This window comes from Pseudomonas sp. 14P_8.1_Bac3, assembly GCF_025466085.1.
Lineage (GTDB): Bacteria > Pseudomonadota > Gammaproteobacteria > Pseudomonadales > Pseudomonadaceae > Aquipseudomonas.
Window position 1 is genome coordinate 74179 of record NZ_JANLOD010000019.1, and the last position, 14124, is coordinate 88302.

General features: G+C 60.9%; 13 protein-coding genes and 1 pseudogene. 7 read left to right on the forward strand and 7 right to left on the reverse strand.

The window, feature by feature from the left end; genetic code table 11:
- Window positions 1–49: 49 nt before the first annotated feature.
- The 4 genes from NTD84_RS07060 to NTD84_RS07075 form a co-directional block, all read right to left on the reverse strand.
- Window positions 50–994: a FecR domain-containing protein gene (locus tag NTD84_RS07060; RefSeq protein WP_262164289.1), complete on the reverse strand. Its 945-nt coding sequence runs from the start codon at window positions 992–994 to the stop codon at window positions 50–52.
- On the reverse strand, window positions 991–1512 hold the full coding sequence (locus NTD84_RS07065) for a sigma-70 family RNA polymerase sigma factor (protein WP_262164290.1): 522 nt from the start codon (window positions 1510–1512) through the stop codon (window positions 991–993). The genes NTD84_RS07060 and NTD84_RS07065 overlap by 4 nt, the downstream gene beginning before the upstream one ends.
- 147 nt (window positions 1513–1659) lie before the next feature.
- Complete coding sequence (locus NTD84_RS07070) at window positions 1660–2028, reverse strand: DUF427 domain-containing protein (protein ID WP_262164291.1); 369 nt, start codon at window positions 2026–2028, stop codon at window positions 1660–1662.
- Window positions 2029–2180: 152 nt separating this feature from the next.
- Window positions 2181–3014 (reverse strand): oxidoreductase, encoded by an 834-nt coding sequence (locus NTD84_RS07075; RefSeq protein WP_262164293.1) that lies wholly within the window; start codon window positions 3012–3014, stop codon window positions 2181–2183.
- Window positions 3015–3202: 188 nt separating this feature from the next.
- Between NTD84_RS07075 and NTD84_RS07080 the strand changes: the two genes are divergently transcribed.
- The 7 genes from NTD84_RS07080 (at window position 3203) to NTD84_RS07110 (ending at window position 11250) form a co-directional block, all read left to right on the forward strand.
- Window positions 3203–4141 carry an AraC family transcriptional regulator gene (locus NTD84_RS07080; protein WP_262164295.1) on the forward strand — a complete coding sequence of 313 codons (939 nt, stop codon included), beginning with the start codon at window positions 3203–3205 and terminating at the stop codon, window positions 4139–4141.
- Window positions 4142–4280: 139 nt separating this feature from the next.
- Window positions 4281–6509, forward strand: coding sequence for a C1 family peptidase (locus NTD84_RS07085; protein WP_262164297.1), 2229 nt, complete (start codon window positions 4281–4283; stop codon window positions 6507–6509).
- Window positions 6510–6764: 255 nt separating this feature from the next.
- Window positions 6765–8714, forward strand: coding sequence for a DNA topoisomerase III (locus tag NTD84_RS07090; protein WP_262164298.1), 1950 nt, complete (start codon window positions 6765–6767; stop codon window positions 8712–8714).
- Window positions 8715–8792: 78 nt separating this feature from the next.
- Window positions 8793–9422 carry a glutathione S-transferase family protein gene (locus tag NTD84_RS07095; protein ID WP_262164300.1) on the forward strand — a complete coding sequence of 210 codons (630 nt, stop codon included), beginning with the start codon at window positions 8793–8795 and terminating at the stop codon, window positions 9420–9422.
- A gap of 25 nt (window positions 9423–9447) precedes the next feature.
- Window positions 9448–9951, forward strand: a complete 504-nt coding sequence (locus tag NTD84_RS07100; protein WP_262164302.1) for a GNAT family N-acetyltransferase — start codon at window positions 9448–9450, stop codon at window positions 9949–9951.
- Between the two features lie 521 nt (window positions 9952–10472).
- Complete coding sequence (locus tag NTD84_RS07105; protein ID WP_262164305.1) at window positions 10473–10802, forward strand: hypothetical protein; 330 nt, start codon at window positions 10473–10475, stop codon at window positions 10800–10802.
- 145 nt (window positions 10803–10947) lie between these two features.
- Window positions 10948–11250, forward strand: a complete 303-nt coding sequence (locus NTD84_RS07110) for a hypothetical protein (RefSeq protein ID WP_262164307.1) — start codon at window positions 10948–10950, stop codon at window positions 11248–11250.
- A 98-nt stretch (window positions 11251–11348) separates the two neighbouring features.
- Here NTD84_RS07110 and NTD84_RS07115 read toward each other — a convergent pair whose 3' ends face one another.
- The 3 genes and pseudogenes from NTD84_RS07115 to NTD84_RS30005 form a co-directional block, all read right to left on the reverse strand.
- The gene (locus tag NTD84_RS07115; RefSeq protein ID WP_262164309.1) at window positions 11349–12851 is read right to left on the reverse strand and encodes an aldehyde dehydrogenase family protein; all 1503 of its coding nucleotides are present in this window, start codon (window positions 12849–12851) and stop codon (window positions 11349–11351) included.
- An 81-nt stretch (window positions 12852–12932) separates the two neighbouring features.
- Window positions 12933–13346: a CZB domain-containing protein gene (locus tag NTD84_RS30000; protein ID WP_410017335.1), complete on the reverse strand. Its 414-nt coding sequence runs from the start codon at window positions 13344–13346 to the stop codon at window positions 12933–12935.
- A 9-nt stretch (window positions 13347–13355) separates the two neighbouring features.
- Window positions 13356–14015, reverse strand: a pseudogene (locus NTD84_RS30005) (methyl-accepting chemotaxis protein); the annotation flags it as partial.
- Between the last annotated feature and the right edge of the window lie 109 nt (window positions 14016–14124).

Here is a 14124-nt window from a genome sequence, read left to right on the forward strand (position 1 = left end):
TGCCAGACACCGGTTCTTGACGACGAGTCCCACTGCAAGGCCCTGACAGTCAGCTCGATACCGTGACCCAATAACGGCTGAACCGAGTGACTTTCAGGGAAAAACCACTCTCCAGCGCAGCCAGCGCCAGGTCGGTGTTATCGACAGGGAATGCGCCGGACACCTTCAGGTTGGCAATACGCGGATCACACCGCAAAACCCCGCGGCGATAACGAGACAAATCGGCCAGCAGCTCGCCCAAAGGACGATCGATCGCGATGATGCTGCCTTGCAGCCATGCGCCGGTCGACGCATCGTTGCGTTGCACCGCACCCAACGAGCTGGCGCTGAACGTCATGGACTGGCCAGCGTCGAGACGCACGGGCAAGCCACCGCCAGATGCCGTCACGTTCACGGCCTTCTCGAGCACCGCGACCTCGCCTCGCTGGTCCTCGGAGCGGACAATAAAACGCGTGCCGAGGGCCAACACTTCGCCATGACGCGTGCTCACCTTGAACGGCCGCTGCACAGCGTCAACGGCTGTCTTGACCAGTATTTCGCCCCACAACAGTTGGAGCCTGCGCTGGTGTCCATCGAAACGAAGATTGACTGAGGTGTCAGTGTTCAGCAGCAGTGAACTGCCATCTGCCAGGCGGAACTCGCGACGTTCACCTACCGCCGTGCGGAAATCGGCCAACAGGTTTTGCGAGGTCTCGCTGCGCCATCCCAACCAACCCAGAGAACCAGCCGAGGCCAGCGCTACGCAACTGCGCAATACCTGGCGACGGGATCGATCGGCGCCGCGCAAGGTCGGCGAAGCCAAGGCGCCGGGCACGCTGTTCATCTGCTCGCCAACACTGGCCATGCGTTGCCAGGCTTGACGATGCACCGGGTCGGCGATCAGCCAGTCGTTCCACGCCGCGCGATCCGAGTCGGTCGCCACGCCTGAGTGCAGCCTGGCGTACCAGCGGGCGGCAACGCCAATGGCCTTCAATTCGACGGGTGACAGGCTCATGCCAACTGCAACTGTATTTGCATCAGGCAGCAATGCTCCATGGCCTTGGCCATGTAATTGTTGACCGTGCGCACGCTGATGTTCAGGCGCTCGGCAATCTGCGGGTACGTCAGGCCGTCGAATTGAGAGAGGATGAATGCCTGCCTGACCTTCGGCCCCAACCCTTGGAGCAAACGGTCGATTTCCATCAAGGCCTGCAACAGGATCGCCTGCTCCTCCAGCGAAGGTTGGTGCCATTCGGGCATGGCCGCCAGGGCTTCGAGCCAGGATTGCTCAAGCGAACGACGACGGAACAGGTCAATCAACAAGCCTTTGGCAATCATCGACAGGTAGGGACGCGGCTCGCGAATCTCGAGCGCGGTACGCGCCTTGATAACCCGTACAAACGTGTCCTGCGCCAGATCCGCTGCATCGAAAGCGTTGCCCAGACGCTTGCGTAGCCAGCCATTGAGCCAACTATGATGGTCGCAATACAGATCATTGACGGCGCTGCGCAGGGATAAATCGTTGGCGGACATGAGAATGGAATAATTCGCGACTGATAATGACTCGCATTGTCGCGGCTGTGGGCAGTGATTGGCAATAGCCACTTTCGCCAGACAGTCTCGTATCTGCAGATGATGGGGCCGGCGCCGTCACGCTCCCGGAGGACCGACACCAGGCAGTCACTCAACGTCTTTGAGAATCTCGAACGTCACCTGGTCGGGGTAGAACGCCACGTAGTTTTTAATCTGCTCCACCGACACCTTGGGGCTTTCATAAGTCCACACCGCATTTGCGCCCTCATGCCCCGGAACCTGCAAGCTGAAGTAGCTTGCATCGCCCTTGTAGGGGCAATAGCTGGTGTGGTCGGTACGGATGAAATATTGCTCGGCGATGTCCTCACGAGGCACGTAATACACCGGAGGGTAATTGGCCTCCAGCAGCACCAGCGCGCGAGTGGACGCGGCCACCTGAATACCGTGGAATTTCACCAGCAGACAGCCCGGCTGCTCGGCGATGGTGATGACGGGACTGGGACCGGAGCTTTTCATGAAATGCGTTCCTCGGGACGATGAAAGACCTGTAGGAGCCTGGCCTGCCCGCGATGGATCGCGCAGCGGCCCCAAAATTTGAGAACACGACTTTCAGGTATAACCCAGATTTCGTCATCACGACGCCTTCGCAGCCGAACGGCCCCGAGGTTTTAGCCGTCAGTGGACCGGCTCACCGCCTCCCACGTCTCGATCTCCTGCGTCATCGTCGCCAGCTTCTCACGCACCAACTGCAACGCATCGCTGCCCAGCAGCAAGTGGGCGGGTGGCGCGTTACTGCCAATCAGCGTCAGCATGGCCCGGGCGGCTTTCACCGGGTCACCCAGCTGTTTGCCGCTCTTGCTTTGCCGCGCCTGGCGGATGGGGTCGAAGGACGCATCGTAGTCGGCGATGCTGCGCTCCGACCGACGCATCGAGCGCCCGGCCCAGTCGGTGCGAAACGACCCCGGCGCCACGGCGGTGACTGCGATGCCGAACGGCTTGAGCTCCTTGCTCAAGGTGTCGGAAATACCTTCCAGGGCAAATTTGCTCCCGCAGTAATAGGCAATCCCTGGGAGGGTGATGAAACCGCCCATGGAGGTGATATTGATGATGTGCCCGGCCCGGCGCTGGCGAAAAAACGGCACGAAGGCCTTGGTCACCGCCACCGCGCCGAACACGTTCACGTCGAACTGCTGGCGCATCTCGTCGAGCCTCGACTCTTCGAAAATGCCTTCATGGCCATACCCGGCGTTGTTGACCAGCACATCCACCGGTCCAAGGCTGGCTTCGACCTCGGCGACTACTGCGTCGATGCGGGCGAAATCAGTGACATCCAGGCAACGTCCGAACGCTTGCTGCGAAGCATGCGATTCAAACTCGACCCGCGCCGCTTCGCTGCGCACGGTGCCGATCACCCGATGCCCCCCTGCGAGCGCTTCGTTGGCCAACGCCTTGCCGAAACCGCTGCTCACACCGGTGATGAATAACGTCTTTTTCCCACTCATGCGCACACTCCAACTCGGGATTGCACTGCCACACCGCGCGGCAGTCAGGCTGGACACCAGAGTAGAAGCACAAGCGCACACCTTGAACGTCCATTGCTGTGAGTGATTTGCCTATTCCTCTGAATGCATTGTGTTGTGCATCCAACGGGCTCACATTCAAACCCAATGAATGTAAGGAAGGACAAACGATGAGCCCGACAGCAGTTGATCAAAACGATTGCCAGCAACGAACGATCTCGCTGCTCAGTCGACTCGCCCCGGACGAAGGCTACAACCTAACGCCGCTGGCGGACGTGCGTTTGCTGCGTTCGAACCGTCCGCTGCAACGTACGCCGGTCCTCTACGATCCGGGCATCGTCATCGTCTGCCAGGGACGCAAGCGCGGCTATTGGGGCAACAGCACCTACCTTTACGATGCCCGGCATTATCTGGCGGTGACTGTCCCGGTGCCGTTCACCATGGAAACCGATGCCAGCGAAGACGAACCACTGCTGGCAATCTACCTTCATCTGGATTTCAACCTGGTCGCCGAGCTGCTGCTGCAACTCGGCGACCAACCTTTTGCCGCGCCCCAAGGCATGTTCGCCTCGCCCATGGAGCCGCGTCTTAGCCAATCAGTCCTGCGGCTGCTGGAAGCGCTCGACTCGCCGCTGGACAGTCGCCTGCTCGGACCGGCGCTGGTGCGGGAAATCTATTACCGGATTCTCACCGGCGCCCAGGGCGGATCGATGCGTGCGGCGCTCACCGCGAGGGGTCGTTTTGCTCACATCTCTCAAGCCTTGCGGAAAATCCACGCCAATCTCGGCGAACCGATGCAAGTGGAGGATTTGGCCAGGGAGGCCAACATGAGCGTGCCGACCTTCCACGCCCATTTCAAAGCGATCACCCACACCTCGCCGATGCAATACCTGAAGACCACCCGCCTGCATCAGGCGCGGCTGTTGATGGCTCGCAGCGGGTGCAGCGTTGCGTCGGCCGCCGCGCAAGTCGGTTATGAAAGCGGCTCGCAATTCAGTCGCGAATTCAAAAGGCTGTTCGGGCGTACGCCGACCGATGAAGTGACGCGCATGAAAGGCTCATTTGCGCTGCCACCGCTTGAAAACGCGGTGTTCGTGTCCTCTCATTGATGCCGCGTCGGCATGACCGGACCAACGGCGCGACGGCGCTGGAACATCGTCTACGATCAATAGCACCGTTGACCCACCTGCTTCGCCATCAGGTCGTCGTGGCGTGCGGTCCAAGTCTCAGACGCTTGAGGTCTCCCGCATGCCGGCCAGCCGATTTTCCCTTGATAAAACCCTCATCACCCTCGACGCCCGTCCGGACCGTCTCGATCTGCGCGATCGCCTGTTCACCCCACGCGTGCAGTCGTTACCACCCTCCTGGCCCGCCGACACCGACATCGCCGCAGAACTCTCGGGTTATCTGGCTCGGGACATGGTGCTGTACCAGGGCAACGAGGGCGCGTGTACCGGGTTCGGATTGGCGGCGGTGGTCAACTTTCTGTTGTGGCGCCGCGACCGCACGGCCGTCAAGACCAGTCCGCGCCAGCTTTATCACCTGGCCAAGCTTTATGACGAATGGCCCGGCGAGGATTACGCCGGCTCCAGTTGTCGCGGTGCGTTGAAGGGTTGGCATAAACACGGTGTTTGCGCACAGGAGCTGTGGCCCTACACCGTCAAGCCCGATGGCTCGGTCCCGGCGTTCGAAGCACCGGCCGAGAATTGGGCCGCCGATGCGGTGACACGGCCGATGGGCGTCTACTACCGCGTCGAGAAGGACGATGTAACCGCGATGATGGCCGCACTGTATGAAGCCGGCGCGTTGTACGTCTCGGCCAACGTGCATCAGGGCTGGGCACTGATGCGGCCCAAAGGCAAAAAAAGCCCGGTGGCCGCGTTCGAAAGCATGGCGCAACTGCCGGTGATCAAAGGGTCGCCGACAACTCAGGGCGGCCATGCCTTTGCCTTGATCGGCTACACCAGCCAGGGCTTCATTGTGCAGAACTCCTGGTCCACCGACTGGGGGTTTTCCGGCTTCGCCATCCTGACGTTCGAAGACTGGCTGGCCAACGGCACCGACGCCTGGACTGTGTCCCTCGGCGTGCCAATCGAACACGGCGGCCTGTCCCATGATGCGCGCCCGGCACGCTCAAAGGCGGATGTGCAATCACCTTATCGCAATGCGCTGTCGAGCTCGAATGCCAAGCGCGAAGGCTTCTCGCTGTTCACCGCCAGCTCCGCGGATTCTCAGCGCAAAGGGCCGGCGCTGCTGACCAAGGATCAGGCGTACGGCCTGACCATCGTCATGGAAAACAACGGCAGCATCGGCCCGCGGTTGACCGACGTGGAAAACGTCCGCGCAGGGGTCAAGCGGATCGTCTACGAAGCGCCCCAAACCTGGTACGGCAAACTGCCGGCAGCCAATAAACCTGCGGTGTTACGGATCGCGATTATTGCCCACGGCGGGCTCAACTCCGAACAGGACTCCATCAACCGGATCTGCGCGATGGCCCCCTACTTTCTGGAAAACGGCATCTATCCGCTGTTCGTCACCTGGCGCACCGGCGCGCTCGAGACATTGGCGGATATCATCCAGGACGCCCTGCCTGGCGTGTTCGGCGGTGGCGGCGTCAGCGACGTCTTGAAGCTGATCAAGGACAAAGCCCTGGAAGGCCTTGATCGCACCGTCGAGTTGGCGACCAAGAAACTCGGCGGCGATCAGTGGAGCCAGATGAAACAGAATGCCGAAGCCGCAGCCGTCGCGGGCTTCACGCCGCGCGGCCTGGTGGAATTGGCCGACAACCTGAAAACACTGATCGGCGACCTGGGCCAGAAGAAAGTCGAACTGCACCTGATCGGCCATTCGGCGGGCTCGTTGATCAACGGCCACCTGATCCGCCTGCTGTGGGCCAGAGGGTTACCCATTGCGACTTCGACGCTGATGGCGCCGGCCTGCACCCTGGATTTCGCCAACCAGACCTACCGCAAAGTCATCGAGGACGGCGGGCTCAAGCGCAAGGACTTCCACATTCACTTGCTGTCCGATCAGCGTGAACAATTGGATAACGTCGTTGGCGCGTACCACAAATCGCTGCTCTATCTGGTTTCCCGTGCCTACGAAGAACTGCAGCGCATGCCATTGCTGGGCATGGCCAACGCCCTAGATGGCAGCTGCCAGGACTTCAGCGATCCCGACCTGGCGGTGTGGAACATCGCCGCGCGCAACATGACCGAACAGTGGAACAATTTCTATTGGGGTAACAGCATCCCCGCCGGTTTCGCCGCTACCGGTCGCGGGCTGCCGGACGCCGCCGCGCAAACCCTGCACATTTTCAACGACCCCAAGATGAACTATGGCGCGGGGGTCAAGAAGGATGCGTCCCATGGCGGGTTCGACAATGACGTCAATGTCATCACCTCCATCTTGCTGACCCTCCTTCGCCAGCCTGCGGATGCGAAGCTGACCCAACCCGTGGTGAACCTCAACTACTGAACACCGCGGCCTCCAGCACTGACGCAATACCTTGTAGGAGCCAGCATGCTGGCGATGCCCGTGAACGATAACGCGGGAAGTCTGAATGAACGCGTCGCCCGGACGTTTTTTCGCGAGCAAGCTCGCTCCTACGGGAACCGTTTGCCGCAATAATCCGAAACCCGGAAACTGTACATCCATACAGATAAAGATTGCCCCATCACTCATCAACCGCCATTCTGTGCACCTTCCGGCAGTTGATGAACGTTGGTGGTTATGCGGCTGTACCTTTGTGAAAAACCTTCCCAGGCCAAAGACATTGCGGCCGTGCTCGGCGCCAGGCGCCGCGGCGACGGCTGCTGGCTGGGAACGGACGTCACGGTGACCTGGTGCATCGGCCATCTGCTTGAAACCGCACCGCCGGATGCCTACGACGCGCGCTACAAACGCTGGGTGCTGGCCGACCTGCCGATCATCCCGGACAAATGGAAAATGACCGTCAAGCCGCGCACCGCCAGTCAATACAAAGTCGTCAAACGCTTGCTCGGCGAGGCGGACGAACTGGTGATCGCCACCGACGCCGACCGCGAAGGCGAAATGATCGCCCGGGAACTGGTCGAGCATTGTCGTTATCGCGGGCCGATCCAGCGCTTGTGGCTGTCGGCGCTGGACGATGCGTCGATCCGCAAGGCACTGGCTGCGCTGAAGCCTGGAGCGGAAACCTTCAGCCTCTATCATTCGGCGCTGGGACGTTCGCGGGCCGACTGGCTGATCGGCATGAACATGAGCCGGTTGTTCACGCTGCTCGGGCGCCAGTCCGGTTACCAAGGCGTATTGCCGGTGGGCCGGGTGCAAACGCCGACGCTCCGCCTGGTGGTGGATCGCGACCGCAGCATTGCCGATTTCATCCCGGTCGCTTACTGGGCCATCGACGTGCAATTGCTGCACGACCGCACCGCGTTCACCGCACAGTGGCGTGCGGCCTCCGACGCGTGTGACGATCAGGACCGCTGCCTCAATCAAGCCCTGGCACAAAAAGCCGCAGCGGCAATTGGCAGCGCGGCGACTGCCCGGGTGACCAGGTTGCGCACCGAACGCCTGCGTGAAGTGGCACCGCTGCCGTTCGACCTGGGCACGTTGCAGGAAGTCTGCTCGAAGAAGCTCGGCCTCGGCGCCCAGGAAACCCTCGACATCGCTCAAGCGCTATACGAAACCCACAAAGTCATCACCTACCCGCGCAGCGATTGCGGCTACCTGCCTGTCAGTCAGCACAGCGAAGCACCGACAATTCTCGCGGCGCTGCGGCAAGCGGATCCGGCCCTCAACGCCTTGCAGGACTACCTGCAACCCCAGCGCCGTTCACGGGCGTGGAACGACGCAAAAGTCAGCGCTCACCACGGCATCATTCCTACCGCAGCGGCGAAGAACCTCGAGCGGCTGATGGGCAAGCAACGCGCGGTCTACACCCTGATCCGGGCGCGCTACCTCGCACAGTTCCTGCCCAATCACGAATACGACCGCACCCAGGCCGACTTCGACTGCGCCGGCGAGGCCCTGCGTGCCGTCGGCAAGCAGATCGTCGAGCCCGGCTGGAAGCGCGCCCTGCCCGAGGCCCTCGCACCGGCAAAGGGCCGCGAATTACCCGCACCGCAAACCCTGCCGACCCTCGCCGAAGGGCGTGACTGCGCGGTGGCCGACGTCAAGCTCAAGGACCTGTGGACGCAGCCGCCCAAACCCTTCACTGAAGGCGACCTGATCAAGGCGATGAAGAACGTCGCCAAACTGGTCGAAGACCCTCTGCTCAAACAGAAACTCAAGGACACCACCGGGATTGGCACCGAAGCCACTCGCGCTTCGATCATCCAGGGCCTGCTCGACCGCGGCTACCTGATCAAGAACGGCAAGGCCCTGGCCGCAACGCCGGCCGCTTTCAGCCTGATCGACGCCGTGCCGCGCGCGATCGCCGATCCGGGCACCACGGCGATCTGGGAACAGGCGCTGGACATGGTGCAAAGCGGCGAAATGAGCCTGGAAGACTTCGTCACCAAGCAAGCTGCGTGGATGAGCAAACAGGTCGCCCGTTGCGCTGGCCTGAGCCTGACCATCAACGGCCCGGCGAGCCCTGCCGGACGCGGTGCCACACCGTGGAAAAACAAACGCAAAACGGCCAAGCGCAAACCGGCTACCGGCGCCAAACGTGCAGCAAAAGCGCCGAGTAAAGCTTGAGGGCACTTCGAATCAGTCGCGATGGTCTAGTGTTCTTCAAGCCCGGCGTCAGTCCCATTTTCTGAAAAGGCATCGACCATGATTATTGTCCACCACCTGAACAACTCCCGCTCCCAGCGCATTCTCTGGTTGCTTGAAGAACTCGCCATTCCTTATGAACTGAAGCTGTATCAGCGCGACCCGAAGACCAATCTGGCTCCGCCGGAACTGAAAGCGGTCAACGCCTTGGGCAAATCCCCGGTCATCGAAGACGGTGCGCAGAAACTGATTGAGTCCGCTGCCATCATCGACTACCTGATTCGCCGCCATGGCCAGGGTCGCCTGCAGCCCGATCCGGCTACCCCGGCCTACGATGAGTACGTGCAATGGCTGCATTTCGCCGAAGGCTCGGCCATGCTGCCACTGATGTTGAACCTGTACGTCGGACGTCTCGGTGAAGCCGGCGCGCCGTTGCACCCGCGCATCAACGCGGAAGTGGCGAATTACCTGGGTTACCTCGACACGGCGCTAAGTCAATCCGATTACCTGCTGGGCAGTGAATTCAGCGCAGCCGATATCCAGATGAGCTTCATCGGCGAGATAGCCCGCGCCCAAGGCAAGCTCGGCAACTATCCCCATGTGACGGCCTGGGTCGAGCGCTTCCAGCAACGTCCGGCCTACATCGCGGCGCTGAAGAAAGGTGGCCAATACGATTTCGCGCCCCGCTGATTGCGCTGAACAGGGCACAACCCACATGCCGCAGATAGAACTGCATCGTGCCCAGCGCGATGAACTGGACACCATCGAGAACCTGATGCAGTTCTATCTGCACGATTTCAGCGAGTGGCTGCCGCTGAAACTCGGCGCGCAGGGATTCTTCAATACCCAGGACCAGGAGGATTACTGGCGTGCCCCTGCGACCCAACCTTTCCTGATCAAGGTCGACGGCGAGCTGGCCGGCTTCGTGACCCTGGATGATCGCACTCACCTGCCCGGCGCCGAGCACAACGTCGGCTATCTGTTTGTGAGCCGGCGCTATCGTGGCCAAGGCGTCGCGAAATTTGTCATTTCCACCCTCTTGAGCCAGCACCCCGGTCAGTGGCAGATTTTCCACATTGACGCCAATCAGCCTGCGCGGCTGTTCTGGGCTCAGGTTTTACCAGCGCTTATCGGCGACGGACTCACCCGGCATCATCGCCCGGTAGACGGTTACCCCTGCACGTTCTACCGTTTCCAAAGCCCGCCGCCATCGTCCTGACTCGCGCTTCGCCCTCCTGTTTTTTTTCATTCCAAACAGCTTTGTCCGACAATATGTAGTGCCTGAAAATAATCACTACAAAACCGTTGACGCTTCCGATTTGCCCTTGCATGATGCAGACATCTCCCCGATCGGGAGTACGGCAACATGTTTGAGCAAGCTCGTCTGACCGCCGAGCTGTTTTTCCCGGATACACGCTGCCCACAAGGCAGATTGAAGAAGCTGACCTGGCCCGAACGTCCAGTACAAGGACGAGAAGCGCTGGCGAGCAATCCTCATGAAGCTTGTGGCCGACCCTGAAAAGTCGGTAGTGGCCTGAAGGTTATCGCTGCTTCTCTTCGTTGTGACGCTATTGCGTAGCAGTTATTCAACACGACTACATGCAACAGACGCGGGACCCCGTCATTGCGACGGCCGACCGCTGACGTCCTGGTTTCGGTGCCAGGGATCAACTAACCGATGGGCTACCTGTATTAGCGAATCAACTTTGAAAGATCACCAAATGGTCAAGGGGCTTTATTATGAATCTGAACAATCAACCCACTATCGATGAACTGGCTCGTATGTTCGCTGCGAAAAAAGACAGCCACGACAGCCATATCCTGTGGATCAGCAAGTCAGGCCAGGTGCATATCGACTGCCTGTCGCCGCATGCCCATGAAGCCGAGTTCGACCAGAACAACCAGAACCTCCTGGCCCGCCTGAAGATGTACCGTCGCGGCCAGGGTTATGTCGGCAAGAAAGCCGCGGCTGACAGGGACTTCATCGGTAATGTTCTGCAAACGCTGAAACAGGCCTGGGCCTCGATGCAGAACCAGAACGAAGTTCGGGTGATTGACCGGTTCTACTGATAAGGCACCCCAGCGCAGTTGCTGTAGCAACCGCAACAAATAAAGGCCCCGTTCGAATATTCGAGCGGGGCCTTTTTGTTTGTCTCCAGTTTCCCAAACACAGCTATCGTTAGCCTATCCACTGTTGTCCCTGGAGAGGTGTGCGATGAAAACCAATTTCATGTTTGCGCTGTTGCTGCTGTTGACGAGTGCGGCTCAGGCCAACAGCGTCGACGGCGTCCCGTCATTTGCGGTGGAATGTCCCGGCAAGATCCTCGTCCAGGCGGATCAGGACGGACCAGTGCTCATCAATAGCAAGGAAGCCGAGACCAAAGCCATCGATGATCGCCACTTCGAAGCCAAGGGGTCGGGTATCACGCTCTCCATCGTCCTCGCCGATGACGACTCAGTGGCCGTGTCCTCCACCGGCAAGGCGTCCAACGGCGTGTGCCAGTCAGTGGATGACTGAGTCCGAAGAATCGGTGGTGCCCAACGCCAGTTCCATGAACGCCACTGACGCCGCACTGTGGCAACAACACAATCATCTCTGGGCGCTGCGCTCTGGCCTCAGCGTTTAACCGACAGATCCACCTGGGTCATGCGGCTGCGGATGGTGAACACGCCGTCGCCGGACAGGATCGCACTGCGGGCAAACAGGCGGCCGTTTTCCCAGTTCGAAAGGCCCAGTTCCGGTTTGTTCAGTGCGTACTGGCCGTCGACCCAGCGGGTGATGCCGTTGCCCACGAACGGTGCGTTGACCGCATTGTAGAAACGCTCATGAGCTTCGGCGTCTTCGCTGATCAGCGACACGGTGAATTGCGGGCTGTAGCGGTTGAACAAGGCGATGGCGCTGTCCAGGTCATCGACAATTTTCAGGCTGACTTCCGGGGTTTCTTCCCACTCCCACTCGCGGCCCAACTGGTCCTCGGGCAGCGATTCGGCCAAGGCTTCGGTGACATAACCTTCAGCACGGCAGACATCGACGGTCGCATTTCGCCAATCATGAGGCACGCTCGTCTCGCTGCCTTCGACGATGTGCAGCTTGCAACCCTCATCTCGCGCGGCACCCGCCTGTTTCAACGCGCTCAGGAACAGCGGCACCAACTCGGCAGCGCGGTCGCGATGAATCAGGCAGACGTTCAGGGTGTTGCAGACTTTGCGGTCCAGGGAATTGCGCACGACAGCGGCAAAACGCGTGGCGTCGGCGTCCTTGTCGGCGATCAGCCAGGCACCACCGGTGCCATGCAGGCTGACGGCGGTGCCGGCCTGTTGGGCGATGCTGCCCAATTGACTCACGGCTCGCCCCGACCCGCGGGCCACCGCGAGCGACAGGCGCCGATCGGCGAACATCGCCCAGCCGGCGGCGTGATTGATGCTGTCCACCAGCGACACCGCGCCCACCGGCAAACCGGCATCGCTCAACGCCGGGTTCAACGCGTGGGTGACAATGGCTTGCGCCGTGCCCAAGGCGTCACTGCCGATGCGCAGCACGGCGGTGTTGCCGGTGCGCAACACGCCCGCGGCGTCGGCGAACACGTTCGGCCGGCCTTCGAAGACGAAAGCGACAATGCCCAGCGGCGACACCACCTGCTCGACTTTCCAGCCGTCATGCTCGACGCAACTGATCACTTTGCCGCGAGTGGCCGGAGCGTCGCGCCAGGCCCGGAGGCCGGCGATCATGTCGCGGCGCATGCGTTCATCCGCCAGCAACCGCGTGGTCGAGCGTCCTCGTGACCGGGCCCACTCGATGTCGGCCAGGTTGGCCGCCTCAATCTGTTCCCAGCAGGCCGGGTCTTCCAGACGCTGGGCAAACAGATCGAAAAAGGTACTGATCGCCTCGTCCGGCACCGCGGACATCGCCGTAAAAGCCGCTTCGGCCCGCTCGATCGCCACCGCCGCCGCTTTCTGGTCAGCGACGGGGATCAGCAACAACTCGCCGCTGACCTGTTCCACCAGCAGGTGGTCGCCGGGCTGAAAGCGCAAGGCCAGTTCGGGGCTGACCACAGTGACGCGGTTACCAGCGTAAGGAATGGGCGTGCCAGCGATTAGACGTTCGAGCGCGAGAGACATGAAGCAGTTTCACCATGCAGTGGGCGGCCGGAAAATGTATAGGAAAATCCCCGTAGCGTCATTAACCGGCCGGTGTCCGACTCAACGGGCTTGCAGCCGCGCATGCAACAGGCCCTTGACCGTGCGCATCACCGCCGCATTCGCTTCTTCCATCTGCCCGACGTGCGTCAGGGCCTGCTCCAGCTCACCCCGGCCATGGGCCTCCAGCGCTGCCTGACCGCTGCTGTGCACCAATCGATGCGGCACTTCCATCCGCCGAAAATCGGCGTCGCGTTGTTGGTTCTGGTTCTGATCACTGTAGTACCACTGGCCGAACAGGCACTCGGTTTCGTCAGGCAGCGTCAGCGGCGCATGCGGCTTGGGGTTGAGCAGGCGGTCGTAGACGGTGACTTTGAGCGTCAACTCTTGCAGGTTGGCCAGCTCGACGTCGGACAACAGGTGCGACTGGTCGATGTCGCGCTGCATCTGCTGCGCCTCGCCGTACATGCCGGTCATGGCCTCGGCGGTTTTGTCGATCACCGCGCCAAAGGCATTGGAAATCTGGCCCTGTTGCGAAATCGCCTGTTTGGCGTGACTGATTTCCTGCTGAATGGCCGAGGTTTCCTTGACGATTTCCCGGGTCGCCTCGGCCGTCTTTTCCGCCAGCAGCCGCACTTCCCCGGCAACCACCGCAAAGCCCCGCCCGGTTTCCCCGGCCCGCGCGGCTTCGATGGCCGCGTTGAGGGCCAGCAGGTTGGTCTTGCGGGCGATGTCGCTGATCAGGTCGACGATGCGATCGATCTCGCTGGCGCGGCCCACCAGGTGAGTGATGACGTCCTCCAGCGCGTCCAGCCCTGCGGCCATGACCCGCGATTGTTCCTGCAGGTGAGTGACCTGTTGGCGATTGTCGATGGCGGCGCGGGCGACGGTTTCAGCCCGTTGGTGATTGAGTTTGAGGCGCTGGTTGAGCATCGAGAAGGATTCGCTGACCGGCGACAGCGAATTGCCGCAGATCAACAGGTGCTGCGCCAGGCCGCGAAAAAAATCTCGCTCGCGTAATTCGGCCTTACGGGTCGCCTGCTGTAAGTCATCTACACCGGCTGTCGCAGTCGCTTCGGTCACCGGCGCCGGCAGCTTGGCAGTGTCCTCGACGGTTTTCCTGCGCCACGTGAAATTCATCGCCATTCCCCTGTGCCCCCGACGCAAAGCGTCAAAGGCGCGGACAATACGAATGATCAGTGCCAGGTGAAATATCCAATCCAACGAAAAACCCCAAGACCACCCTATTTCCCTG